Annotated in this window: 21 protein-coding genes; 5 read left to right on the forward strand and 16 right to left on the reverse strand. The window is 67.4% G+C overall.

What is annotated here, in order from left to right; translation table 11 throughout:
- Positions 1 to 62: 62 nt before the first annotated feature.
- From AB1281_RS16830 to AB1281_RS16870, 9 genes are all read right to left on the reverse strand, one after another.
- On the reverse strand, positions 63 to 1,283 hold the full coding sequence (locus tag AB1281_RS16830; RefSeq protein WP_049447834.1) for a D-alanyl-D-alanine carboxypeptidase family protein: 1,221 nt from the start codon (positions 1,281 to 1,283) through the stop codon (positions 63 to 65).
- 100 nt (positions 1,284 to 1,383) lie between these two features.
- A complete protein-coding gene (locus AB1281_RS16835; protein ID WP_430346458.1) occupies positions 1,384 to 2,655 on the reverse strand; it encodes a septal ring lytic transglycosylase RlpA family protein in 1,272 nt (423 codons plus the stop codon).
- Positions 2,652 to 3,797, reverse strand: coding sequence for a lytic murein transglycosylase B (gene mltB / locus AB1281_RS16840; RefSeq protein WP_049480366.1), 1,146 nt, complete (start codon positions 3,795 to 3,797; stop codon positions 2,652 to 2,654). The genes AB1281_RS16835 and mltB overlap by 4 nt, the downstream gene beginning before the upstream one ends.
- Before the next feature lie 1,068 nt (positions 3,798 to 4,865).
- On the reverse strand, positions 4,866 to 5,960 hold the full coding sequence (rodA, locus tag AB1281_RS16845) for a rod shape-determining protein RodA (protein ID WP_170871752.1): 1,095 nt from the start codon (positions 5,958 to 5,960) through the stop codon (positions 4,866 to 4,868).
- Positions 5,961 to 6,101: 141 nt separating this feature from the next.
- Entirely contained in the window at positions 6,102 to 7,214 is a 1,113-nt protein-coding gene (rodA, locus tag AB1281_RS16850) for a rod shape-determining protein RodA (protein WP_014038519.1), read from the reverse strand.
- On the reverse strand, positions 7,211 to 9,286 hold the full coding sequence (gene mrdA / locus AB1281_RS16855) for a penicillin-binding protein 2 (RefSeq protein ID WP_430346459.1): 2,076 nt from the start codon (positions 9,284 to 9,286) through the stop codon (positions 7,211 to 7,213). The genes rodA (AB1281_RS16850) and mrdA overlap by 4 nt, the downstream gene beginning before the upstream one ends.
- A gap of 3 nt (positions 9,287 to 9,289) precedes the next feature.
- Positions 9,290 to 9,775 carry a rod shape-determining protein MreD gene (gene mreD, locus AB1281_RS16860; RefSeq protein WP_005419400.1) on the reverse strand — a complete coding sequence of 162 codons (486 nt, stop codon included), beginning with the start codon at positions 9,773 to 9,775 and terminating at the stop codon, positions 9,290 to 9,292.
- Positions 9,772 to 10,935 carry a rod shape-determining protein MreC gene (mreC, locus tag AB1281_RS16865; protein WP_430346460.1) on the reverse strand — a complete coding sequence of 388 codons (1,164 nt, stop codon included), beginning with the start codon at positions 10,933 to 10,935 and terminating at the stop codon, positions 9,772 to 9,774. Before mreC ends, mreD begins: the two co-directional genes overlap by 4 nt.
- Before the next feature lie 121 nt (positions 10,936 to 11,056).
- Positions 11,057 to 12,103: a rod shape-determining protein gene (locus tag AB1281_RS16870; RefSeq protein ID WP_005419402.1), complete on the reverse strand. Its 1,047-nt coding sequence runs from the start codon at positions 12,101 to 12,103 to the stop codon at positions 11,057 to 11,059.
- Positions 12,104 to 12,386: 283 nt separating this feature from the next.
- On the opposite strand from AB1281_RS16870, the gene AB1281_RS16875 reads away from it, so the two are divergent.
- Positions 12,387 to 13,325, forward strand: a complete 939-nt coding sequence (locus AB1281_RS16875; protein ID WP_014038522.1) for a carbohydrate kinase family protein — start codon at positions 12,387 to 12,389, stop codon at positions 13,323 to 13,325.
- 102 nt (positions 13,326 to 13,427) lie between these two features.
- Here the strand turns inward: AB1281_RS16875 and AB1281_RS16880 are convergent, their stop codons facing one another.
- The 4 genes from AB1281_RS16880 to ubiE form a co-directional block, all read right to left on the reverse strand.
- The gene (locus AB1281_RS16880; RefSeq protein ID WP_430346461.1) at positions 13,428 to 14,051 is read right to left on the reverse strand and encodes an HAD family hydrolase; all 624 of its coding nucleotides are present in this window, start codon (positions 14,049 to 14,051) and stop codon (positions 13,428 to 13,430) included.
- A complete protein-coding gene (locus tag AB1281_RS16885; RefSeq protein ID WP_164119388.1) occupies positions 14,051 to 14,782 on the reverse strand; it encodes a hypothetical protein in 732 nt (243 codons plus the stop codon). The genes AB1281_RS16880 and AB1281_RS16885 overlap by 1 nt, the downstream gene beginning before the upstream one ends.
- Positions 14,783 to 14,905: 123 nt before the next feature.
- Positions 14,906 to 16,834, reverse strand: coding sequence for a M1 family metallopeptidase (locus AB1281_RS16890; protein WP_014038524.1), 1,929 nt, complete (start codon positions 16,832 to 16,834; stop codon positions 14,906 to 14,908).
- Between the two features lie 272 nt (positions 16,835 to 17,106).
- Positions 17,107 to 17,868: a bifunctional demethylmenaquinone methyltransferase/2-methoxy-6-polyprenyl-1,4-benzoquinol methylase UbiE gene (gene ubiE, locus AB1281_RS16895; RefSeq protein ID WP_006471026.1), complete on the reverse strand. Its 762-nt coding sequence runs from the start codon at positions 17,866 to 17,868 to the stop codon at positions 17,107 to 17,109.
- Positions 17,869 to 17,949: 81 nt separating this feature from the next.
- Here ubiE and AB1281_RS16900 point away from each other — a divergent pair, with 81 nt between their 5' ends.
- The 4 genes from AB1281_RS16900 to AB1281_RS16915 all read left to right on the forward strand — a co-directional run bounded on the left by AB1281_RS16900 (position 17,950) and on the right by AB1281_RS16915 (position 19,762).
- Positions 17,950 to 18,402 carry a nucleoside deaminase gene (locus tag AB1281_RS16900; RefSeq protein ID WP_005419409.1) on the forward strand — a complete coding sequence of 151 codons (453 nt, stop codon included), beginning with the start codon at positions 17,950 to 17,952 and terminating at the stop codon, positions 18,400 to 18,402.
- Positions 18,403 to 18,601: 199 nt separating this feature from the next.
- On the forward strand, positions 18,602 to 18,862 hold the full coding sequence (locus AB1281_RS16905; RefSeq protein WP_430346462.1) for a hypothetical protein: 261 nt from the start codon (positions 18,602 to 18,604) through the stop codon (positions 18,860 to 18,862).
- Between the two features lie 74 nt (positions 18,863 to 18,936).
- Complete coding sequence (locus AB1281_RS16910; RefSeq protein ID WP_014038526.1) at positions 18,937 to 19,263, forward strand: hypothetical protein; 327 nt, start codon at positions 18,937 to 18,939, stop codon at positions 19,261 to 19,263.
- Positions 19,264 to 19,339: 76 nt separating this feature from the next.
- Entirely contained in the window at positions 19,340 to 19,762 is a 423-nt protein-coding gene (locus AB1281_RS16915; RefSeq protein WP_014038527.1) for a low affinity iron permease family protein, read from the forward strand.
- A gap of 83 nt (positions 19,763 to 19,845) precedes the next feature.
- Here the strand turns inward: AB1281_RS16915 and smeF are convergent, their stop codons facing one another.
- From smeF to smeD, 3 genes are read right to left on the reverse strand one after another with little or no spacing between them, the layout of a single operon-like run.
- On the reverse strand, positions 19,846 to 21,246 hold the full coding sequence (smeF, locus tag AB1281_RS16920; protein ID WP_430346463.1) for a multidrug efflux RND transporter outer membrane subunit SmeF: 1,401 nt from the start codon (positions 21,244 to 21,246) through the stop codon (positions 19,846 to 19,848).
- 57 nt (positions 21,247 to 21,303) lie between these two features.
- Positions 21,304 to 24,426, reverse strand: coding sequence for a multidrug efflux RND transporter permease subunit SmeE (smeE, locus tag AB1281_RS16925; RefSeq protein WP_049443696.1), 3,123 nt, complete (start codon positions 24,424 to 24,426; stop codon positions 21,304 to 21,306).
- Between the two features lie 12 nt (positions 24,427 to 24,438).
- Positions 24,439 to 25,623, reverse strand: coding sequence for a multidrug efflux RND transporter periplasmic adaptor subunit SmeD (smeD, locus tag AB1281_RS16930; RefSeq protein ID WP_135967709.1), 1,185 nt, complete (start codon positions 25,621 to 25,623; stop codon positions 24,439 to 24,441).
- Between the last annotated feature and the right edge of the window lie 19 nt (positions 25,624 to 25,642).

A 25,642-nucleotide genomic window follows, 5' to 3' on the forward strand; every position in this document is an offset into this window, starting at 1 on the left:
CATCCCGAAACAGAAAAGGCCGGCATTCGCCGGCCTTTTCGTTCACCACGCCGGGGCGTGGATCATTCCGATTCCCACCACATCCAGAAGCTGTCCCACAGGCGCTTGAAGAAGCCGGCCTGCTCGACGGCGGCCACGGCCACCAGCGGTGCCTCGGCGATGACCTTGCCATCCAGGGTGACCTTCACGGTGCCGATCTGCTGGCCGGCGGTGAACGGTGCTTCCAGGGTCTTGGGCACGTCGATGCTCGGCTTCAGGTCGTTGTAGCGGCCGCGCGGCACGCTCACCAGCATCGGCTGGGCCACGCCCAGCTGCACCTTGTCGGTGGTGCCCTTCCAGACCTTGTGCTCGGCCACGGCCTTGCCCGGTTCGTACAGGCGGTGGGTCTCAAAGAAGCGGAAGCCCCAGTTCAGCAGGGCCAGGCTGTCGTCGGCACGCTGCTTCTCCGACGCGCCACCCAGCACCACGGCGATCAGGCGCTGGTCGCCACGCTGGGCCGAGCTCATCAGGCAGTAGCCGGCTTCGGAAGTGTGGCCGGTCTTGATGCCGTCCACGCTGCCATCGCGCCACAGCAGCAGGTTGCGGTTCGGCTGCTTGATGTTGCCGACCTGGAATTCCTTGATCTTGTTGTACGCGTAGGTTTCCGGGTAATCACGCACCATCGCGCGGCCCAGCAGCGCCAGGTCGTAGGCGGTGCTGTGGTGGCCCTGTGCGGTCAGGCCGTGGGCGTTGACGAAGTGCGAGTCCTTCATGCCGATCTTGGCGGCGTAGCTGTTCATCAGCGACGCAAAGGCTTCTTCGCTGCCGGCCACGTGCTCGGCCAGGGCAATCGCGGCGTCATTGCCGGACTGGATCGCCATGCCCTTTTCCATGTCTTCCAGGCGTGCGGTCTGGTTGACCGGGAAGCCGCTGTAGCTGCCGTCGGTGCCGGCGCCACCTTCGCGCCAGGCGCGCTCGCTCATCATCACCTGGTCATCCGCACGGACCTTGCCGTTCTTGACCTCGGCGGCGATCACGTAGGACGTCATCACCTTGGTGATGCTGGCCGGGGCCAGCTGCTCGTGGACGTTCTCGCCGGCCAGCACCTGGCCGGTGGCGTAATCCATCAGGACCCAGGCCTTGGACACGCTCGGCGCCGGGGCCGGCGGAGTGGCGACGGTGGCCGGGGCAGCGGCAGCGGCGGCAGGCGCCGGCGTGGCCGGGGTCGGCAGCGGCGTCTGGGCGGAAGCCAGGCCCACCACCAGGGTGGCGGCCAGGGCGGTGGCGGCGGAACGGAAATTCATGGGACAGCAGGCTCCAGGGGACGGCCGGGAATGGAGGGTGGAACGTAACGGCCATTGTAAGGCCGGGGGAGCATGGGCCGGCAGCACCGGCCCGGGCGGATCAATCCTTGACGATCTGCGGCGAACCCAGGCCCAGACCGGCGATGCGGCCGACAAGTTCCGCGGCACTGGCATGGTCGTTGGCGGGAACGCGCAGGCGGAACAGCGTGCGGCCACCGGCGGCGATATCGCTGATGGTCGCGCCGACGATGCCGGCGGCATTGAGCTGGCCCATCGCGCGGTTGGCGTTGTCGCGGCTGGAGAAGCTGGCGACCTGCACCATCACCGCGCCCACCACCTGCTGCGACAGGCTGGGTGCCGCCGGCGTGGCGGCGACGGTACGCACGGGTGCCGGTGCGACGGCACGCGGCGCGGTGCTGGCGGTGGCGACCGTTGCCGGTGCAGTGCTGCGCACCGGCGGCGCACTCGGCGGCAGGCTGCTGACCGCCACGTCCGGCACGGTGCTGGCCACGCCCTGGGTGGTGGCCGGCTGGCCACGCGCCGGCATGCCATCGGCCGGCAGGCCCTTGACCAAGCGATCGATATCGCTGTCGGCGGTTGCGCGTGCGGTCGGTGCCGGGCGCGCACTGGCCACCGCGGCTGCCGCTTCGGCGGCACGACGCTCGCGGCGCGACGGCTTCTGCGCCAGCAGGTTGCTCTCGCCCGGCTGCAGCGCGCGCACTTCGACGTTGCCGGTGCCGCGCTGGGTGATGCCCAGGCGCACGGCGGCGGCATAGCTCAGATCAACCACGCGGCCATCATGGAACGGCCCCCGGTCGTTGACGCGCACGATCACCGACTCGCCGTTGTCGAGGTTGGTCACGCGGGCGAAGCTGGGCAGCGGCAGCGTCTTGTGCGCGGCGGTGAACTGGTACATGTCGTAGACCTCGCGGTTGGAGGTCAGGCGGCCATGGAACTTGGCGCCGTAGTACGACGCGGTGCCGCGCTCGACATAGTTGCGGGTGTCGTCGAGCACCTTGTAGGACTTGCCCAGCACCACGTACGGCGACTTGTTGCCGATCGCCGAGCGCTCCTCGGCGGTCACTTCCGGCTCGGGAATGCAGGCCACGTTGGGAATGTAGTCCGGCGTGCTGTCACGCACGCCCGGCTTGTACAGGCCACCGGCGGTGTAGTTGCCACGGGTGCTCAGGTCTTCCTTGGCCGCCGCGTACGGCGAGCCTTCCGGGCAGTGTGCCGGCCGCGAGCCGCGCCCCTGCACCAGGGTGCCGCTGGACTTGCCACCATGGCCGGCCGTGGCCGGCTTCTTCGGCGCGCTGCTGCAGGCAGCCAACGCGAGGACGATCAAGCCTGGGACCAGCCATCTGATGTTCATGCCGGGGGCAGCTCCTGTCCGGCGATGGCCTGGGACAACTGGAACACGGCCATCGCGTACATCTTCGAGAGGTTGTAGCGGGTGATCGCGTAGTAGTTCTGGAAGCCCAGCCAGTACTGCTTGCCGGTGCTGCCTTCAAGCGTGATCGGCGTGGCGGTGGCGCCCGGCTGTACCGGCGCGCTCGGCTGGTAGCCGCGCTGCGCCAGGTCGGCCATCGACCAGGTCGGCATCCATTCGGTCGGGTTGAACTCCTCGCGTCCCGGCGCCAGCGTGGCCGGCACGGCCACCTGCCCGCCGCGTACCCAGCCGCCCTTCTTCACGAAGTAGTTGGCGATGGACGAGAACACGTCGTCGTAGCTGGTGAACAGGTCGCGGCGGCCATCACCGTTTCCGTCCACGGCGTAATCCAGATAGCTGGACGGCATGAACTGGCCCATGCCCATCGCGCCGGCATAGCTGCCCTTGAGCGTGGTGATGTCCAGGTTCTCTTCGCGGCCCAGCTCGAACAGCTTGGCCAGCTCATCGCGGAAGAACAGCTCGCGGCGCACTTCGCGTTCCAGCTTGGCCGGGTCGCCGCTGCGCGGGTAATAGAACGCCAGCGTGTACAGCGCATCGAGCACGCGATGGCTGCCGGCATTCTTGCCGTAGCTGGTTTCCACGCCGATGATCGCCACGATCACTTCGGCCGGCACGCCGGTGCGCTGCTGCACGCGATCCAGTTCGGCGCGGTGCTGGGCCAGGAACGCGCGGCCGCCATCGATGCGCGCCTTGCTGATGAACATCGGCCGGTATTCGTTCCACGGCTTCACCCGCTCGGCCGGGCGCGACATCGCGGCGATGATCGGCTGGCGCACCTGCGCCTGGTCGAGCACGCTGCTGATCTGCTCCGGCTTCAGGCCATAGCGCTTGGCGGTATCGGCAATGAAGCGGGCCCGCGCGACCTCGAACGGCACCGGGGTGAGATCGACCGGCGGCGCGGTGGCAGCGGTGGCTTCGGGCGCAGCCTCGGCCGGGCCATGGGCCTTGGCGGCGGGTTGGCGCGGCGTACTGCTGGCCTGGGGCGAAGACGGTGGGGACTTCGGCTGGGTCGCGCAGGCGACCAGGCCGAGGGTGAGCATGCAGGCCAGAGTGCGTCGAATCATCGTCGCAGGTTAGCAGGTCATGGATGAATTAAAACCCCTAACACCATGAATCACAACGATTTGCCCGCGTTCAGCGGGAAATGTGAAGACGTCGTGATCACCCTTCCCCATTCAGATAGAGGTTGCCGGTTGCGTCCCCATCCCCGCAGACGCAACCGGCGACCGGATCCGGTCGGTACCTGCGCGGCTGCCGCTCCCCAGTGGCAGTACCCCGCGCTCCCTGTACCCGTTGGATCAGTACTGCTTCCCGCCCGACGCCCCCTCGCGCTGCATCGATTGACGGCGCGCCGTGCCGAACGGGCCGCCATTGTGCAGGCCGATTACGACAAGTCCATTGATCAAGATCAACGCGCTGTAAAAGTGTGAACCAGCTAGCATTTTTTCTGGAAATTGGTCAGAGCGCGTGCTGCTGTGCGTCGTTGTGAGAACGATTCCACAACGGACGTTGCGCAGAGTCAGGAAGGTTCCAGCCAACGGCGCAGCCCCTCGTGGGTGGAGTTGGTCGCTGAAAGCAGAAGTCGCGGGTGGGCCGGTCGGGTTGGGTACGCGGGGGACGCCGTGAATCCGTCCCTGGAGGCTTGGCAGCCGCATCCATGCGGCTGACACCCCCGCGTACCCAACCCGACCGGCCTCTGACAGATTTCGGAGGTCTGCCACCCACGGAGAAGAAAAAGAAGATCAAAAGCGGATCGCGACGCTGCGCTTGCTCGTGAGCCGAGCATGGCTATGCCGGTCGTCCTGACCGGCACCCTTCGGGCCGTCGCCATGGGCGACGTTGGCAGCGGCTCCTGCCGCTGCCTTCGGCTCTACAGCAAGCAATGAAGCGGGCGGCCAAGCTGCTTTTGCTTTTGATCTTCTTTTTCTTTTCCGTGGGTAGACGAACACGGAATCTGCCAGCGGCCTGGTGGGTGGGCAGTGCGGGGTGTCCGCGGCATGGATGCCGCGGCCAAGCCCCCATGGATGGGTTCACGGCGTCCCCGCACTGCCCACCCACCCGGCCAGCCCTCAGCAATCCGGCTTTCAGCGACCAACTCCACCCACGAGGGGCTGCGCCGTTGGCTGGAAACCCTATCCCCCGTGCACGGGCCGGTGCCCGCGTACCGCCATCACCAACCCGATGCCTGCCAACAGCGAGACCGCCGATGTCCCGCCGTAGCTGATCAGCGGCATCGGAATGCCCACCACCGGCAGCAGGCCGGAAATCATTCCACCGTTCACCAGCACATAGACGAAGAACGCCAGCCCCAGGCTGCCGGCCAGCAACCGTGCATGCGTGTCGCGCGCGTGCACTGCGATCCACAGGCAACGCCCGACCACGAACAGGTACAGCGCAAACAGCGTCGCCACGCCGATCCAGCCGAACTCTTCGGCCAGCACCGAAAATGCGAAGTCGGTGGTGTACTCGGGCAGAAAATCCAGCGTGGCCTGGGTGCCCTGCCCCCAGCCACGCCCCTCCCAGCCACCGGAACCGATCGCGATGCGCGACTGCAGGATGTTCCAGCCGGTGCCGAGCGGGTCTGCCGCCGGGTCGAGGAAGGTCAGCACGCGATCCTTCTGGTACTGCCGCAGCAGGCCGAACCAGGCCAGGGGTGCAGCCACCGCCAGCCCTGCCGCACCCGTCGCCACCCAGCCCCAGTGCAGTCCAGCCAGCAACAATGCAAACACGCCGCTGGCGGTGACCAAGGTGGCGGTGCCGAGGTTGGGCTGCATCAGGATCAGCACCGCCGGCACGCCGATCAGCACTGCGGCGGTCAGTACCGTGCGCGGCGACGGCGGCAGTGGTTGCCGGTGCAGGTACCACGCCATCATCAACGGCAGGCTGAGCTTGAGCAGCTCGGACGGCTGCAGGTAGAACACGCCCAGGTTGAGCCAGCGCTGCCCGTACTTGCCGGTGCCGATCACGTACACCGCCATCAGCGGCAACATCGACAGCGCATACAACGCCGGTGTCCATGCACGCAGGCGCAGCAGCGACACGCGCGACAGCAGCCACATGGCCAGCAGCCCACCGGCAAAGCGCGCTGCCTGGCCACCCACCGGCCCGGACACGCTGTGCAGCACCGCCAGGCCCGCGCCCATCAGGATCAACAAGGCGGCCAGCAAAGGCAGATCGATGGTGCGCACCACCTCACGGCAGCCGCCAAGCAGTCGTTTCCATTCCACGCTGGCCACGGTAGCAACGGGCGCTTGCGTGAAGCTGTCAGGGTGCTCCTGCGTTTGTAGCGTCGAGCCATGCTCGACTGCATTTCATGCAGCAGAAGCAGTCGAGCATGGCTCGACTCTACGGAAGAGCGCGGGCATGAGTTACCCGTAGCCGCCGTGCACTGGATTGTGGCTGCGCACCGCCATCACCAGGCCGAAGCCGGCCAGCAGCGAGACTGCCGAGGTACCACCGTAGCTGATCAGCGGCATCGGCACGCCCACCACCGGCAGCAGGCCGGAAATCATCCCGCCGTTGACCAGCACGTAGACGAAGAACGCCAAGCCGGTGGCGCCGGCCAGCAGGCGTGAATAGGAGTCGCGCGACTGGCTGGCGATCCACAGGCAGCGCCCGATCACCACCAGGTACAGCGCCAGCACGGTGGCCACGCCGATCCAGCCGAACTCCTCGCTCAGCACCGAGAACGCGAAGTCGGTGGTCTGTTCGGGAATGAAGTTCAGGTGCGACTGCGAGCCCTCGCCCCAGCCCTTGCCGTCGAAGCCGCCGGAACCGATCGCGATCTTCGACTGGATGATGTTCCAGCCGGCACCCAGTGCGTCCATCTCCGGGTCCAGGAACATCATGATGCGGTCCTTCTGGTACGGCCGCAGCAGCCAGAACCAGGCCACCGGCGCGACCGCGGCCACGCCGCCCACGCCCAGGCCGACCCACCACCACGGCAGGCCCGCCAGCAGCAGTACGAACACGCCGCTGGCGGCGATCAGCACGCCGGTACCGAAGTCCGGCTGCAGCATCACCAGGCCGGTCGGCACGCCGATGATGACCAGCGCGGTCAGCACGGTGCTGAAGCGCGGCGGCAACGGCATCTTGTGCAGGTACCAGGCCACCATCATCGGCAGGCTGACCTTCAGCAGCTCGGCCGGCTGCAGGTAGAAGAACTTCAGGTCCAGCCACTGCCGGCCGTATTTGCCGGTGCCCAGCACGAACACCGCCAGCAACGGGATCATCGAGATCGCGTAGATCATCGGCGTGGCCGAGCGGATGCGCAGGATCGGCACCCGCGAGATACCCCACAGTGCGGCCATGCCCACCGCGAAACGTGCGCCCTGGGCCATCACCAGGCCGTCGCCACCGGCGCTCTTCAGTGTGGCCAGGCCAATCACCATCAGCGCGCCCAGGGCCAGGCACAGCACCCAGTCCAGCGTGCTGAAGAAGCGGCGCAGCATGTCGCCGGCCCAGCGCAGGAACACTCTCATCGTGCGGGCTCCGCGGGGGTCGGGCGCGGCGTGGCAGGCAGCGCGGCGGCGGCCGGCGTACCCGGCTGCGGTACAGGCGCCGGTTCCGGCGCAGGCACGCCGACCAGCACCGGATGTTCTCCCACCTGTGCAGCGGCAAGGTCGCCGGCCTGGCGCGCGCCGGCGTCTTCGTTGTCGAACGCGGTGGCGCCGATGGCGGTGGTGCCGCGCTCGCTGTCCAGCGGCTGCATGCCTTCGGGCATCTTGCCCAGCAGGTAGGCGTCGAACACCTTGCGCGCGATCGGCGCGGCCGCCGAACCACCGTAGCCGCCGCCTTCCACGGCCACCGCGATCGCGATCACCGGGTTCTCGACCGGCGCGAAGCCGACGAACAGCGCGCGGTGGCGCAGGTGCATCGGCAGGCTCTTGGGATTCACCGCCGCCGTGCCCTTTCGGCTGATGACCTGCGCGGTACCGGTCTTGCCGGCCATCACGTACGGCGCACCGACCGCCACGCGCCAGCCACTGCCGCCGGGCCGCATGGTCGCCATCATGCCCTCGCGCACGGCCTGCACGTTGTTGGGGTTGGGGCTGACCGGCTTGCTCTCGCCAGCCGGCATCGCCGACCAGTCGCTGTCGAAACCGTCGCGCTGCTGGATCACCAGGTGTGGGGTGCGCAGCTGGCCGTCAGCCAGTGCGCTGACGCCGCGCGCCAGCTGCAGCGGGGTGACCTTCCAGTCGCCCTGGCCGATGCTGATGTTGACCGTATCACCGGGGTACCAGGCTTCCTTGCGGCTCTTCCGCTTGTAGGCCGGCGACGGCAGGATGCCGCCGATCTCGCCGGTGAGGTCGATGCCGGTCGGCTGGCCGAAGCCGTAGTACTCCATGTAATGGTCGAAGCGCTCGATGCCCAGGTCCAGCGCCAGCTTGTAGTAGTAGGTGTTGACCGACTCGGCGATGGACTTGCGCAGGTCGGTCCAGCCATGGCCGCCACGGTGGGCGTCACCCCAGCCGCGCGAGGTGCCCGGCAGGTAGAACATGCCGGTGGACAGCACCTTGTCTTCCGGGCGGCGCACGCCCGAATCCAGGCCGGCCAGGCCGATCAGCGGCTTCAGCGTGGAACCGGGGGCGACGCCACCGAGCACCAGGCGGTTGAACTGCGGCCGCGACGGGTTTTCGTTCAGCGCCTTGAAGTCGGCATGCGAGATGCCGTTGACGAACAGGTTGGGGTCGTAGGACGGCAGGCTGACCATCGCCAGCACTTCGCCGGTGCGCGGGTCCATCGCCACCGCCGAGCCTTCCTGGTCACCGAAGGCGGCGACCATCGCACGCTGCAGGTCGGCGTCGATCGACAGCCGCAGGTCGGCGCCGGACTGCGCGGCGACGCGGCCGATGGTGCGGATCGCACGCCCCTGCACGTTGGTCTCGACCTGCTCGTAGCCGACCTTGCCGCGCAGCTGCTGCTCGTAATAGCGCTCCAGGCCGGACTTGCCGATGTGGGTCAGCGCGGCATTGCCTTCGCCGAGGATCTCCAGGTCCTTGTCATCGACGCGGCCAACGTAGCCGATGATGTGCGCGAACAGATCGCCGTAGGGATAGCGGCGGGTCAGGTAGGGCTCCAGCTCGACGCCGGGAAAGCGCCAGCGGTCGACCGCGAAGCGCGCCATTTCCTCGTCGCTCATGCGCAGCTTCAGCGTGACCGGCAGGAACCTGCGGCGCGCCTTGCGCGACTTGTTGAACGCTTCCAGCTCTTCCGGGCTGATGTTGATGATCTTCGCCAGCCCTTCCAGGGTGGCGTCCATGTCCTTGACCTTGTCCGGGGTGACGTCCAGGCGGAACGCCGGCACGTTCTCGGCCAGCAGGCGGCCATTGCGGTCGTAGATCATGCCGCGCCCGGGCACCACCGGCCGCGGCTTGATGCGGTTGGCTTCCGAGCGCGTGGCGTAGACGTCGTGGTCCAGCACCTGCAGCTTGAAGTACCAGCCGCCCAGGCTCAGCAGGCAGACCAGCACGCCCAGGAAGCCCAGCGCCGCGCGACGGCGGAACTGTTCGGCTTCGGCGTGCGGATTCTTGACCTGGCGGCGCGGGATCATGGCTCAGCGCCCGCGCTTGCCGAAACGCACCGCGTCCAGCAGCACGAACACCAGCGGCCACAGGCCCATGCCCAGCAGCGGTGCCCACCAGTACGACCACGGCAGGGTCGGCTCATCCACCACGATGTGGACCAGCGCGCTGACGATGCGGTCGTTGAACAGCAGGCCGCCGATGGCCAGCATCTGCTGCGACATCGGGAAGAAGCGGATGCGGGCGCGGAAGCGCTGCAGGATGAAGGCCAGCATCACCAGCCGCAGCGCCTGTTCGCCCAGCACGCCGCCGTACAGCAGGTCGGCCACCACGCCGCTTGCGAAGGCGATGCCCAGGCCGACACGCTCGGGGGCTTCGATGACCCAGTACGCCAGCACCAGCGCCAGCCAGTACGGGCGCAGCGGCTGCAGCAGCGCCGGCAACGGCAGCAGGCCCAGCAGCAGCGCCACCACCAGGCTGGCCGGCAGCACCCACGGGTTGTCGCGCAGGCGGCTCATCGCTGGGCCTCCGGCGTGGTCGGTTGCCGGCCAGCGGCCGGCACTACCGTGGAGCTGGCCGGGGGAGAGCCCCCCTCTTGTTGAGGGGGGCGCGCCGACGGCGCGGGAGTAAGGGAGGATGCGGGAGCAACAGTCCTCGTTTGCGACGAGGGCTGTTGCCGGCCAGCGGCCGGCACTACCGTGGACCCGGCTGGGGGAGAGCCCACCTCTTGTTGAGGGGGGCGCGCCGAAGGCGCGGGGGTAAGGTGGGATGCCCCCCCGGCAGCCTGGTTTGCCGAAGGCAAACTTGGCTGAAGCAATTCGCTGGCCACAGGCAAGCGAATTGCCGCGCCCGGGCGCAGCAGCAGCACGTCGCGGCCGCGGTCGAGCTGGGCCGCGGGCTTGAGTTCGCCGACCAGGAAGGCATGGGTGTCGTCCGGGCGCAGGCCGGTGATGGTGCCGACCGGGAAGCCGGCCGGGAAGCGCCCACCGAGACCGGAGGTGACGATCTCATCGCCCACCTCCACGCCGGCGCTTAGCGGAATGTCGCGCAGCTCCAGCTTGTCGCCGCGGCCGTAGACGATCAGGCGCACGCCGTTGCGGGCCACGGTGACCGGCACCGCGTGGTCGGGGTCGGTCAGCAGCAGCACGGTGGAGGTGCCGCCGGTAACGCTGATCACCTGCCCCATCAAGCCGCCGGCGTCGATCACCGCCTGGCCGACATGCACGCCCTCGCGGGTGCCGGCATCAAGCACCAGCCGCTGCTTCACCGGGTCCAGGTCGATGTCCAGGATCGGCGCCAGCTGCACGTCCAGGCCACTGCGCTCGGCCACGTTCAGCAGTTCGCGCAGCTGGGCGTTGTCCAGCGCGGCGGTCTGCAGGCGGGTCAGGCGCGCATTGGCCAGCAGCAGCTGGTTGCGCAGTTCGCGGTTCTCGGTCACCAGCTGGGTGTGGCTGGCGGCGGAATCCTTGACCTGGTTGCCAAGCTTGCCGGGCAGGCCAGCCAGCGCCCATACCGGCTGCACCAGGCTGTTGGCCTGCTCGCGCAGGCGCGCCAGCCAGCCGGCCTGGTCGTCGAGCACGATCAGGGTGATGGCCAATGCGAGGTAAGCCAGCAACCTCAGGGGGCTGGCGGCATCACCGGATCGGGAGGCAACGGGAGGACCGGCGTAGGGCGGCACGGCAACGATTCAACTGGCAGAAGGCGGAAGGGAAACACGCGGGCGCCCCGCCGGTGCCGGCCCGCCATCGCGGCGGGCCGCACCCCGGAAGGGCGCGGCGGGCAGGAACGGCCGAGACGGCTTATTCCGGCGCAAAGAACTCGTTGCCGTGCATGTCCACCAGCTCCAGCGCACGGCCGCCACCGCGGGCCACGCAGGTCAACGGATCGTCGGCCACCTGCACGTGCAGGCCGGTTTCCTCGGAGATCAGGCGGTCCAGGTCGCGCAGCAGGGCGCCACCACCGGTCAGCACGATGCCGCGCTCGGCGACGTCGGCGCACAGTTCCGGCGGGGTCTGCTCCAGCGCCAGCTTGACCGCGCTGACGATGCCCGACAGCGGCTCGTGCAGGGCCTCGAGCACTTCGTTGGAGCTGATCTTGATCATCTTCGGCACGCCCTCGGCGAGGTTGCGGCCGGAGATTTCCATCTCGATCACTTCCGCCTGCGGGTAGGCGCAGCCCAGCTCGACCTTGATGCGCTCGGCGGTGGCTTCACCGATCAGCATGCCGTGGTTGCGGCGCACGTAGTTGGTGATCGACTCGTCGAAGCGGTCGCCGCCGATGCGGACCGAGGCCGAATAGACGATGCCGTTGAGCGAGATCACCGCCACTTCGGTGGTGCCGCCACCGATGTCGATGACCATCGAGCCACGGGCTTCGGTGACCGGCATGCCGGCGCCGATCGCGGCCGCCATCGGCTCTTCGATCAGGAACACGTCACGGGCACCGGCTTCCTCGGCCGATTCCTTGATCGCGCGGCGCTCGACCTGGGTCGAGCCGGCCGGCACGCAGACCAGCACGCGCGGGCTCGGGCGCAGCACGCGCGACTTGTGCACCTTCTTGATGAAGTGCTTGAGCATCGCCTCGGTGTAGGTGAAGTCGGCGATGACGCCGTCCTTCATCGGGCGGATGGTGGTGATGTGGCCCGGGGTACGGCCCAGCATCTGCTTGGCTTCGGCGCCCACGGCTGCCACCGAGCGGGTGCCACCGATGGCACGGTCCTGGCGCACGGCCACGACCGACGGCTCGTTCAGCACGATCCCCTGCCCGCGCACGTAGATGAGGGTGTTGGCCGTGCCCAGGTCGATGGACAGGTCGTTGGAGAACATGCCACGGAGTTTCTTGAACATCTGAGGAAGGAGTCCTGAGGGGTGTCGTGCCCGCCGCGGGATGGCGAAAAAATGGGCAGAAATCGAGGCCGACAAGCCTAGCAACCCGCCTGCCGCCGAGCAAGGAAAAAACTAGCTGAACCCGCGTCTTCACAGGCTTTCGGCCTGATCGGGTCTCACCCGGTTCTGGCCCTGAGCGGCACCAGCGGGTAACCTTTGCGCCGTCGGGCGCCCAAGGGCGCCGTTTGCTTGCCCGCCGAACCGGGCCGGCCCACCCCAAAATTCACCGCATAGGCTTACATCGATGTCCGCTCTGATCTGTGGTTCTCTTGCCTTCGACACCATCATGGTGTTCCCGGACCAGTTCAAGAATCACATCCTGCCGGACAAGGTGCACATCCTGAACGTGTCCTTCCTGGTGCCGCGCATGCGCCGCGAGTTCGGCGGCTGCGCCGGCAACATCGCCTACAACCTGCACCTGCTGGGCGGCCAGCCGATCCCGATGGGCACCGTGGGTTCGGACTTCGGCCCGTACCGCGAATACTTCGACGGCCTGGGCATCGACCTGTCGCGCGTGCGCGTGATCGATGAGCTGTTCACCCCGCAGGCGTTCATCACCACCGACCACGACAACAACCAGATCACCGCCTTCCACCCGGGCGCGATGATGCGTTCCTACGAGAACCACGTGCGTGGCGTGCCGGGCGTGACCCTCGGCCTGGTCGGTCCGGACGGTCGCGAAGGCATGATCCAGAACGCACAGGAATTCCACGAAGACGGTATCCCGTTCATCTTCGACCCGGGCCAGGCCATGCCGCTGTTCAACGGCCCGGAGCTGCGCGCCTTCATCGAGCAGGCCGACTACGTGGTGGTCAACGACTACGAGTCGAACCTGCTGCAGGAACGCACCGGCTGGGACGAGAAGGAGATCGTCAGCCGGGTGAAGGCCTACATCACCACCCGCGGCCCGAAGGGCGCGGTCATCCACACCCCGGAAAAGAGCTACGACATCCCGCCGGCGCACGAGCGCCGCGTGGTCGACCCGACCGGCTGTGGTGACGCCTTCCGCGCCGGCCTGATCTACGGCATCCAGAAGGGCTACGACTGGCTGACCATCGGCCGCATGGGCAACCTGATGGGCGCGCTGAAGGTCGAGCACCCGGGCACGCAGAACCAGCGCTTCACCTTTGATGAGTTCAACGAGCAGTTCAAGCAGCAGTTCGGTTACGCGCTGGGCGCGTAAACGAACTGCCCGCGCACCCGCTCGGTGGGTGTCGACCTTGGTCGACACCCTGTGCCTTGGTAGGTGTCGACCTTGGTCGACACTGCCGGCCAGCGGCCGGCACTACCCCTTCTGCTGCCAGGCGGCCAACAGGTCGCGGCAATCGGCGAAATGCCAGTCGGCGTGGTCCGGCCACGGGTTCTCCGGCAGGTTGACCAGCACAGTGTGGGTGCCCGCGGCGCGGCCGCACTCCAGGTCGTAAGCGTGGTCTCCCACCATCACCGCCTCTGCCGGCACGATGCCCCAACGCCGCAGGTGCTGCTGCAGGCCATCCGGCGAGGGCTTGGGCACCGCTTCATCGCGGCCGATGATGTCGGCATCGTCGAACAGTTCCCCGACCCCGATCGCGTCCAGCGTCAGCTTCGCCAGCGCATGATCGTTGCGGGTCAGGATGCCCAGCCGGCAACCGTCGGCCGCCAGCGCACGCAGCAGCTTCACCGCCCCCGGCGCCGGCAGCGCGTCCTCGGCCAGCGCGCGTTCGTGATCCAGCAGCCACTCACGCTTGGCCTGCGCCGGCGCGTCCGGCAGCGCTGCGATATGGTCGAGGATGTCTTCCTCCGCGGCGATCTGCAGTGCGCGGCGGATCGCGGCGAAATCATGCACGGCTACCGTCAGCGTGCCGTCCATGTCGAACACCCAGTGCCGGATCGCGGACAACGCGTGCACTGCGCTGCCCGTCGCGATCATCACTGCCACCACTGCGGCATGCGGCTGGCGTCGACACCGCCGGTTTCGAACACCGCCGTGCGCGTGCCGCCAGCCTTGACCGGGAACTCGATGCTGATCGACTTGCCCTTGCGCGCCAGCTTCCACAGCGCCTTCTGGTCGGTGATGAACAGGGCAATGGCTTCATCGGTCTTCGGGCGCCACGCCGCCATGGAAATCGGCTTGCCGTCGTCCACGGTCACCTTCACCGTGCACTGCGGGCAGCGGAAATCACCGGCCTGCAGCACCAGGTAAGCGTGCCGCTTCCATTCCGGGTGATCGCGGAACACCAGCTGCACCGGCTTGGCGCCGCTGCCATCCACGTCCACCCGCTCCTTGCTGTAGATCTGCGCCGAGACCTGGTTGCCCTTGCTGCCCACCGGGATCTGGTTGTACTGCCACAGCGCCTGCATGCGGCGCAGGTCGCGCGCGGCATCGCCCTTGGCCTTGACCTCGTCGAAGCCGGCGGCGATGCGCTCGGCGGCGGCGGTGTCCTTGTACTGGTCCAGCAGCGAGGCGCCATGCAGGCGCGCACGCTCCCAGTCCTGCGCGGCCACGGCCATGTCGTACTGCTTGGCGACGTCCTCGGCCTTGGCTTCCTTCTGCGCCTGCACGGCGGCCGCGGCGGCTTCCTGCGCCTTGCGCTCTTCCTCGGGGTTGCTGCAGGCGGCCAGGGCCAGCGTGCAGGCGGTGAGCAGGATCAGTCGTTTCATGGCGGAGGTCCTTGGTGTTTTCGCATTCTTGTAGAGTCGAGCCATGCTCGACTGCTGTTGAAGAGCCAGTCGAGCATGGCTCGACTCTACAAAAAAGCGCCGGGGGATACCCGGCGCGTTTTCTTACTTGGCTTCGGCCTTGGCCAACATGTCCTGGACCGAGGCGGTGGTGATCGGGTGGTAGCCCGGCTTGGCCTTCTCGAAGGCCTGCTTGGCCAGCTCCAGCCCCTTCGGGGTCTTCACCAGTTCGGCGTAGATCGGCATGATCAGCTTGCGACGACCGACGCGCTCGATGAACGCGGCTGCACCTTCATTGGCCTGCTCGTAACCGCTGCGGATCGCCAGCGGGTACCAGCGCATGGCGATCTCGCCATTCGGGGTGCCGGTGAAGTGGAACGCCTTGTCCAGCGTGGCCAGCTTGTCCAGCGGCTGGGTCGCGCCCAGGCCGTCGATGAAGCGCACCCATTCCTGCGTGCTCCAGTCGGCGATGACCTGGCTGCTCGGCACGGTGCCGGCGCTGGCAAAGGCAATGCGCGCGGTATCGACGCTGCTGAAGTTGCGCGACTGCGCCTTGGCCGCGAACGCCGGAATACCCGGCTCGTCCAGCCACGCCTTCAGTTCGGCCTCGGTCACTGCCGACGGATTCTTCGGCAGCAGGTTCTTCTTCATGTACTCGACGAACTGGTCGGTGTTCGCGCTCTGGAAGGCGTGGTCATCGAACCAGCCGCGCAGGAACGGATCGAAGGTCTCGCGGCCGAAGCGCTGTTCCAGGAATTCCAGGAACCACGAGCCCTTGACGTAGGCCACCTGGCTGAGGGCTTCGTCGGGGTCACGCTCGTTCAGCGGCGGCAGCGCCAGCGCCTGGTCGGCCGGGCTCATGTCCTTCACTTCGGCCAGCAGGTCGGTCTGGTCGATCTGCTTCTCCATCTCGGCCATCTCCTTGCCGTACAGGGCTTCGGTGATGCGGCCCTGGACGTAGGTGGTGAAGCCTTCATTGAGCCAGATGTCCTTCCAGCTGGCGTTGGTCACCAGGTTGCCCGACCAGCTGTGCGCCAGTTCGTGGGCGACCAGCGAGACCAGCGACTTGTCGCCGACGATCACGGTCGGGGTGGCGAAGGTCAGGCGCGGGTTCTCCATGCCGCCGAACGGGAACGACGGCGGCAGCACCAGCATGTCGTAGCGGCCCCAGCGGTATTCGCCGTACAGCTTCTCGGCGGCACCGATCATCTTCTCGGTGTCTTCGAATTCCTTGGCGGCCTTGTTGACCATGGTCGGCTCGGCCCAGACGCCGGAGCGGCCGGAGATCGGCTCGAACACCAGGTCACCGGCGGCGATGGCCAGCAGGTACGACGGAATCGGCTGCGGCATCTTGAAGGTGTAGTCACCGTCACGCGCGGCCTTCGGATCGTTGTCGGCGCTCATCAGCACCATCACGTCCGGGCGCGAGACCACGTGCGCGCTGTAGGTGAAGCGCACGCTCGGGGTGTCCTGCAGCGGCACCCAGGAACGGGCGTGGATGGCCTGCGACTGGCTGAACATGAAGGGCAGCTTCTTGCCCTCGGTCATCGACGGCGCCAGCCACTGCAGGCCCGAAGCGGTCGGTGCGGTGTGGTAGGTCACTTCCACCTTGGCCGGCTGTTCCGGGGCCTCGATGGTCAGCTTGCTGCCGAACACCTTGTCGACCGGGGCCAGCTCGAACTTCAGCGCACTGCGCGCGCCATCGGCGGCGACGGCCTCGACCTTGGACACGGTCAGCTCGCGGGTGTCGAGCACCAGCTGCTTGGCATCCTTCTGCTTCCATTCCAGGGTGTAGGTGGCGGTGCCACCGATCTGCTTCTGGTCGAAGTCCAGCTTCAGATCCAGCGCGATGTCCTTGATGACGACCTTGTCCGGCTCGGCGTACGAGCTTTCGTCGTGGCTGCGGTTCTCGGCGTTCACGGGGGCGGCGGGGGCCTTTGCGGCAGTCGGGGCGGCGGCGGGCGCGGCCGCCTCCTGGGAGCAGCCGGCGGCCAGGGCCACGGCCAGCGGAAGGAGCATCAGCGGATTACGCATGAATCGGGACCGTTACGGGGATCAGACCGCCAATGGTACCTCCCTGCGGCCCCGCGGGCGTTGCGCGGTGCGGGGTAATGGCGTGCGGGGCCGATCCTGCGCCTCCGGCGCATGCCAACCAAGGTTCGCTTCTACAGGTAGGTGCCAACCTTGGTTGGCACGGATCCTTCATCGCTCGCAGCAGGCCCGTGCCGACCAAGGTCGGCACCTATCAGAGCGGATGACCGCGGCCGGGGCGTGCCAACCAAGGTTGGCACCTACCAAGGCAGGGCTTAGAGCTTGTAGCCGGAGTGGATCGAAACGATGCCGCCGGTCAGGTTCTTGTAGTGGCAGCGCTCGAAACCGGCCTGCCCCATCATCGCCTTCAGCTCGTCCTGCGGCGGGTGCTTGCGGATGCTTTCGGCCAGGTACTGGTAGCTGTCCGAATCATTGGCGAACAGCTTACCCAGCTTGGGCAGGATCCTGAACGAGTGGAAGTCGTAGATCGGCTTGAACCAGTCGGCAGTGACTTCGGAGAACTCCAGCACGCGAGCCTGGCCGCCCACCTTCAGCACGCGGTACATCTCGCGCAGGCCAGCGTCCTTGTCGGTCACGTTGCGCAGGCCAAAGGCAATCGTGACCAGGTCGAAGCTGTTGTCCGGGAACGGCAGGGCTTCGGCGTTGCACTGCACGTAGTCCAGGCCGAGCACCAGGCCGCGGTTGGTCAGGCGGTCACGGCCGACCGACAGCATGCCAGCGTTGATGTCGCCCAGCACCACCGAGCCCTCGGCGCCGACGCGCTCCTTCAGCAGGGCGGCGATGTCGCCGGTGCCGCCGGCCAGGTCGAGCACGCGGTCGCCCGGCTTCACCTGCGCGGTCGCCACGTAGTAGCGCTTCCACGCCCGGTGCACGCCCAGGCTCATCAGGTCGTTCATCAGGTCGTAGTTGCGCGCGACCGAGGTGAACACCTGGCCGACCAGCTTCTGCTTGTCCTTGGCGGCGACGTCGCGGAACCCGAAATGGGTGGTACCGGCTTTGTAGGGGGATTCGCTCATGGCCCCGATTATCGCACCGCCGGGGGCCAGCGGCACCCCCTGCCCGTATCATGGCGGGCCACGACTTACCGGAGCCCCCGCATGATCACCACGCCCGACTACCAGGCCCTGCTGCAGACCGCCATCGCCGAAGCCCGCCAGGGCCTGGCCGAAGGCGGCGTGCCGATCGGCGCGGCGCTGTACCACAACGATGGCCGCCTGCTCGGCTGTGGCCACAACCGCCGCGTGCAGGAAGGCGACCCGTCGGTGCACGGCGAGACCGACGCCTTCCGCAAGGCCGGCCGCCAGCGCCGCTACCAGGACACCATCATGGTCACCACCCTGGCCCCGTGCTGGTACTGCTCGGGCCTGGTCCGCCAGTTCAACATCGGCACCGTGGTGGTGGGCGAATCGCGCACCTTCCAGGGCGGCATCGACTGGCTGCGCGAGAATGGCGTCAACGTGATCGACCTCGACAACCAGGAATGCGTCGACCTGCTCGGCGATTTCATCAGCCGCCATCCGGACATCTGGAACGAAGACATTGGTGAATGAGCACCACGCAGCATACTGTTGAACCCGCTTAATGAACGCTTCAGTGCCGGCACACCCTTGTGCCGGCAGCGTTTGCGGCCATTGCCGTGAACCCGTGCACAGTCAGCTGCGGTGCGTGCATACACTGCGGTAACACCCCACCCGGGCGACGCGCCTAGGGTGGGGTTACCGGGGCCTTCCCTCCCCGGCGGAGCCAGCCATGTGCGCGCGCGCCGTCCGCCCCACGCCCGACCCGATTCTCGATGCCATCCGCGAGCGCCTGCAGCAGCAGTACGCGCTGCACCAGCGCGGCGCGCTGTTCTGGACCGCCTACCAGGGCCTGCAGCTGGAGCTGGTGCGTGGCCATCCGCTCGACCATGAGCGCCTGTGCAACGCGATGGCCGACATCGCCGAAGACCTCGGTGCGGTCGAGCATGCGCAATTGATAGGCAATCGCAACGCCGGCTCCACGCCGCGCTGACACGGCTTGCACCGGCGCATACGCCACACTGCGATGAACCCCCACTCCCATCCACTTCAACCGATTGGATCGACATGCACGCCGAAGTCCCCACCATTCCCCCGGTCATCAACGTTGACGCCGAGCTTGACCACTGGCGCCGCCAGCATGCCGACGGCGCACTGCCGCACAACTCGTTCGGCTCGTACGTGCCATGGATCAAGTTTGCCTGCGATTCGCTGATCACCCAGCCGCGCGCCAGCAATGCGCAGCGCGACGAGATGTTCCAGACCCAGTACGCGCTGCAGATCATGCCGCGCCTGAGCGAAGCCCAGGCCCGTGAATTCGTCGACCGTTGCTGGCAGCACGTCTACCAGACCAGCCCGGTGCGCCTGCAGGACGCGCCGCGCCTGCGCGCCTGAGCTGCGTCGCGACGGCTGCACGGCCCCTGCACGAACCACTGCCGATCATCCTCGTCACCTGAGTGGGACGACGACGATGAAAGCACGCAATCTGTTCAATACGATCGCCAAGAAGGCTGCGGCCGCCACCGGTTCGCCGTGGACCTTCCTGGCTGCGGTAGCGATCGTGGTGATCTGGGGCATCAGCGGTCCGGTGTTCGGTTTCAACGACACCTGGCAGCTGGTGATCAACACCGGTACCACCATCATCACCTTCCTGATGGTGTTCCTGATCCAGCACACGCAGAACGCGGATACCGCCGCGATGCAGATCAAGCTCGACGAGCTGATCCGTGCCACCGCAGAGGCCAACAACGAACTGTTGGATCTGGAAGAACTGGACGAAGAGCGGCTGGAAGAGATCCGCCGCGAGTACGAGCAGATGGCGCGCGAAGCCGGCGATGCACTGGCACGGGTGCGCGCGTGCCATGTGGCGCGGCGCGACGATGAAGCGGTGTAGCTGGCCCTGGAATGACAATGCCGGCCAGCGGCCGGCACTACCATCGATCATCAAGGTAGAGCCGGCCGCTGGCCGGCTTTCTTTCACCCGCGCTCGTGCCAGCCGCCGCCCAGCACCTTGTACAGGGTGATGCGGTTGGCCTGCTGCGCCAGCTGCGCCTGCAGCTGGGTCTGCTGCGCGTTGTAGGCGGTACGCCGCGCATCAAGCAGGGTCACGAAGCTGTCCAGGCCCGCGTCGTAGCGTGCCTGCGACAGGCGGTTGGCCTGTTCGGCCGCTTCCACCAGGCGCTGCTGTGAACTCACCTGCTCATCCAGGCTGACATTCAATGCCAGCGCATCGGCCGTTTCGCGGAAGCCCACCTGGATCGACTTCTCGTACTGCGCCAGCGCGATGTCACGGTCCGCGTTGGCGATGGCCAGGTTGGCGCGCAGCTTGCCACCCTGGAAGATCGGCAGGGTGATCTTCGGCAGGAAGCTCCACACGCGGGTGCCGCTGTCGAACAGGTTGGACAGTTCGCTCGAGCCGCTGCCGATACTGCCGGTCAGCGAGATGCTCGGGAAGAACGCCGCACGTGCCGCGCCGATGTTGGCATTGGCGGCCAGCAGCTGGTGCTCGGCGGCCATGATGTCCGGGCGCTGCAGCAGCACGTCGCTGGGCAGGCCGGCCGGCGGCGGTGCCAGCGCCAGCAGCTGCGGCTCGATACTGTCCGGCAGCAGCGCCGGATCCAGCTGGCCACCGGCCAGCAGCGCCAGCGCGTTGCGGTCCTGGGCCAGCTGCCCGCGCAGGCGCGCGGCATCGGTGCGCGCGGTCTCGACCAGGGTACGGGTCTGGGTCAGTTCCAGCGCCGAACTGCCACCACGCTCATGGCGGGCCTCGGCCAGGCGCAGCGAATCCTCGTAGGTCTTCAGCGTGGCATCGGCGATCTTCAGCCGCTGCGCATCAGCGCCATAGGTCAGCCACGCCGTCGCGGTCTCGGCCACCAGGCTCAGCTGCGCGTTGCGGCGGTTGGCGGCCACGGCGAAGTACTGCTGCAGTGCTGCTTCGCTGAGGTTGCGCACGCGGCCGAACAGGTCGAGCTCGAACTCGGCCACGCCCACACCCACAGTGAACTGCTCGGTGACGCCAGCGTCGGTGCCCTGGCGCTGCATCTGGCCGGTGACGGCCACGCCGGGCACGCGGTCGGCGCGCTGCACGCGGTACTGGCCGCGCGCGCGCTCAACGTTGAGCACGGCCACGCGCAGGTCACGGTTGTTCTGCAGCGACTGGTCGATCACCTGCTGCAGGCGCGCGTCGGTGAAGAAGTCGCGCCAGCCAACGGCGGCAACATCGGCCACCTGGCCCTGCGTGGCCTCGGCCGGCCACTGCGCCGGAATGGCCGGAGCGACGGCGGTGTCCTTCGGTGCCAGGGTGGAGCAGCCGCCCAGCGCGAGCGCGGCGGCGATGGAAAGGAACAGGGATGCACTTTTCATGGGAATGACTTCCATCGGTACTGCCGGATGGCAGGAGGTCGTGCCGGCCAGCGGCCGGCACGACCGTTTCGCTTACGTCGAGGATTTGCGCTTGAACAGGCGCTGCACCACCACGAAGAACAGCGGTACGAAGAACACGCCGAGCACGGTGCCGACGATCATGCCGCCGAGCACGCCGGTGCCGATCGCCTGCTTGGCGCCGGAGCCGGCACCGGTGGAGATCGCCAGCGGTACCACGCCCATGCCGAAGGCCAGCGAGGTCATCACGATCGGGCGCAGGCGGTCGCGCACGGCGTGCATGATCGACTCGATCAGGCTGGCGCCCTTCTCCAGGTTTTCCTTGGCGAACTCGACGATCAGGATCGCGTTCTTGCTGGTCAGGCCCACCGTGGTCAGCATCGCCACCTGGAAGTAGATGTCGCGCTCCAGGCCCTTGAAGGTGTTGGCCAGCACCGCGCCGAGGATACCCAGCGGGGCCGCCAGCAGCACCGCGGTCGGCACGCTCCAGCTTTCGTACATCGCGGCCAGGCACAGGAACACGATCATCAGCGACAGCGTGTACAGCAGCGGCGTCTGCGAGCCGGCCTGGCGTTCCTGGTAGGACATCGCCGTCCACTCGATGCCGAAGCCCTGCGGCAGCTGCTTGGCCAGCTGTTCGATCTCGGCCATGGCATCACCGGAGGCCACACCCGGGGCCGGTTCGCCCTGGATTTCCATCGCCGACACGCCGTTGTAGCGTTCCAGGCGCGGCGAGCCGTAGTCCCAGTGCTTGGTGGCGAAGGCACTGAACGGCACCATCTCGCCCTTGTCGTTCTTCACGGACCAGAGATCGAAGTCCTCCGGCACCATGCGGAACGCCTGGTCGGCCTGCACGAACACACGCTTGACGCGGCCGCGATCGACGAAGTCATCGATGTACGAGCTGCCCCACGCGGCGGCCAGCGTGCCGTTGATCTGGTCGATCGACAGCCCCAGCGAGGTCGCCTTGGCCGCGTCGATATCGATGCGGAACTGCGGCGTGTCTTCCTGGCCGTTCGGGCGCACGTTGGCCAGCTTCTTGCTGCCGGCGGCGAGGCCCAGCAGCTGGTTGCGCGCGGCGACCAGTGCCTCGTGGCCCTGGCCGCTGTTGTCCTTCAGGAAGAAGGTGTAGCCCGAAGCGGTACCCAGTTCCGGAATGGCCGGCGGCGGGAAGGCAAAGATGAAGGCATCCTTGATCTGGCCCAGTGCCGCCATGGCGCGACCGGTGATCGGCATCACGCCATTGTTGGCATCACGCTCGCTCCAGTCCTTCAGCTTGACGAAGGCCATGCCGGCGTTCTGGCCCATGCCGGCGAAGCTGAAGCCCTGCACCGAGAACACCGAGTCCACCGCATCCTTCTCGTTCTGCAGGAAGTGGTTTTCCAGTGCCGCGATCGATTCCAGCGTACGTTCCTGGGTGGCGCCGACCGGGGCCTGCACCAGCGCCATCAGCACGCCCTGGTCTTCATTGGGCAGGAACGAGCTGGGCAGGCGCACGAACAGCACGCCCATCAGCACGAACAGCGCCGCCACGATGCCCATGAAGCGCCACGGACGGTGGATGATGCCGCGCACGCCGCGCTGGTAGCTTTCGCTGGTGCGGTCGAAGCCGCGGTTGAAGCCATTGAAGAAACGACCGGACCAGCCCTTGTGTGCGACGTGGTGCTCACCCTTCTTCAGCGGCTTGAGCATGGTCGCGCACAGCGCCGGGGTCAGCACGATCGCCACCAGCACCGACAAGGCCATCGCAGAGACAATCGTGGCCGAGAACTGGCGATAGATCACGCCGGTGGAGCCGCTCATGAAGGCCATCGGCACGAACACCGCCGACAGCACCAGGCCGATACCCACCAGTGCACCGGTGATCTGGCCCATCGACTTGCGGGTCGCTTCGAGCGGCGACAGCCCTTCCTCGGACATGATGCGCTCGACGTTCTCCACCACCACGATGGCATCGTCCACCAGCAGGCCGATCGCCAACACCATCGCGAACATGGTCAGCATGTTCACCGAGAAGCCCAGCATCGCCAGCACGCCGAAGGTACCCAGCAGCACCACCGGCACGGCGATGGTCGGGATCAGGGTGGCGCGGAAGTTCTGCAGGAACAGGTACATCACCACGAACACCAGCACGATCGCTTCGATCAGGGTCTGCACCACGCCCTTGATCGACACGCGCACGAACGGGGTGGTGTCGTATGGGATCTCGGCCTTCAGGCCGGCCGGGAAGAAGCTCTTCATGTCCTGCAGCGCGGCATCCACGCCGGCTGCGGTATCCAGCGCGTTGGCGCCGGTGGCCAGGGTGACCGCCAGGCCGCTGGCCGGCTGGCCGTTGTAGCGGGTGACGAAATCGTAGGACTCGGCACCCAGCTCGACGCGGGCGACATCGCCCAGGCGCAGTTCGGCACCGTCCTGCGCACCGCGCACGATGATGTTGCGGAACTGTTCCGGGGTCTGCAGGCGCGACTGCGCGTTGATCGTGGCGTTGAGCTGCTGGCCCTTCACCGACGGCGCACCGCCGAGCTGGCCGATCGCCACCTGGGCGTTCTGCGCCTTGATCGCGGCGGTCACTTCCGGCACCGACAGGCCATAGGTGTGCAGCTTGTTCGGGTCCAGCCAGATGCGCATGGCGTACTTGCCACCGAACACCTGGATGTTGCCCACGCCCGGCACGCGGCTCAGACGGTCGACGACATTGGAACCGACGTAGTCGGCGATGTCGTTGGCGTCCATGCTGCCGTTCTCGGACACGAACGCGATGACGTTCAGGAAGCCCGAGCTGGACTTGGCCACGTTGATGCCCTGCCGCTGCACTTCCTGCGGCAGCAGCGGCATGGCCAGCTGCAGCTTGTTCTGCACCTGCACCTGGGCGATGTCCGGGTTGGTGCCGCTCTCGAAGGTCAGGGTGATGGTGGCCTGGCCGTTGGACGAGCTGTTGGAGGAGAAGTAGATCAGGCCATCAAGGCCCTTCATGTTCTGCTCGATGATCTGCGTCACCGAGTCCTCGACCACCTTGGCCGATGCACCCGGGTAGGTGGCGCTGATTTCCACCGCCGGCGGTGCGACGTTGGGGTACATCGAGACCGGCAGCTTGAACAGGGCCAGGCCGCCGGCGAGCATGATGATGATGGCGATCACCCACGCGAAGATGGGTCGATCGATGAAAAAGCGTGCCATGGGGTTCTCCGCTTACTTCGCGTCGCCGGCCGGGGCGGCAGGCTGGGCGGCCGCTGCCGGCTTGGCCGGAGCAGCGCCCTTCTCGGTGGCCTTGACCGGCATGCCGGGGCCGATCTTCTGCAGGCCTTCGACGATGACCTTGTCGCCGGCCTTCAGACCGTCCTCGACCAGCCACTTGTCGCCGACCGTGCGGCTGACCTTGACCGGGCGCACTTCGACCTTGTTGTCCTTGTCGACCACCATCGCCGTGGTGTCGCCCTTCGGATCGCGGGCGATGCCCTGCATCGGCACCAGCACCGCGTCGCTGCGCACGCCGCCGCCGATCACCGCACGCACGTACATGCCCGGCATCAGCAGGCCGTCCGGGTTGTCCACCTTCACGCGCAGGCCGAAGCTGCCGGTGGTCGGATCGACGCTGACCTCGGAGAACTCCAGCGTGCCCTTGTGCTCGAAGGTGCTGCCGTCTTCCATCAGGATGCTGACCGGCAGGGTCTGGTTGTCCTGCAGGCGGCCGGCGGCCAGTTCGCGGCGCAGCTGCAGCAGCTCGGCCGAGGACTGGGTCAGGTCGACATAGATCGGGTCCAGCTGCTGCACGGTGGCCAGCGCATTGGCCTGGCCGGCGCTGACCAGCGCACCCTGGGTGACGCTGGACTTGCCGATGCGGCCGCTGATCGGCGCGGTGATGCGGGCGTAGCCCAGGGTGACGTTGGCCGCATCCAGCGAAGCCTTGGCGGCCCCGACGTCAGCCTCGGCCTGCTTCTGCGCCGCCACGGCGTTTTCCAGATCCTGCTGGCTGACCGCATCGACCTTGGCCAGCTCGGTGATGCGCTTGGCACTCAGGCGGGCGGCATTGGCAGTGGCTTCGGCGCGGGCCAGCTGGGCGCGCGCGTTGTTGGCCTGGGCCCGGTAGCTGGCGTCGTCGAGCTGGTACAGCGGCTCGCCGGCCTTGACCATGCCGCCCTCGGTGAACAGGCGCTTGGCGACGATGCCGTTGACCTGCGGGCGCACTTCGGCGACCAGGAAGGCATTGGTACGGCCCGGCAGTTCGCGGGTCAGGCCCACGGTCTCGGACTTCAGCGTGACCACGGTGACGTCACCCGGGCCCTGTTCGGGGGCCTGGGGTTGGCCGCCGCAGGCAGCCACGGTCGCGGCGATTGCCAGCGACAGTGCAAAGGGTCGGATTCGGCTCAGCAACATGACGGAAAGGCTCTTGGAG

The organism is Stenotrophomonas sp. NRRL B-14846, assembly GCF_050473585.1.
Taxonomy (GTDB): Bacteria; Pseudomonadota; Gammaproteobacteria; order Xanthomonadales; family Xanthomonadaceae; genus Stenotrophomonas.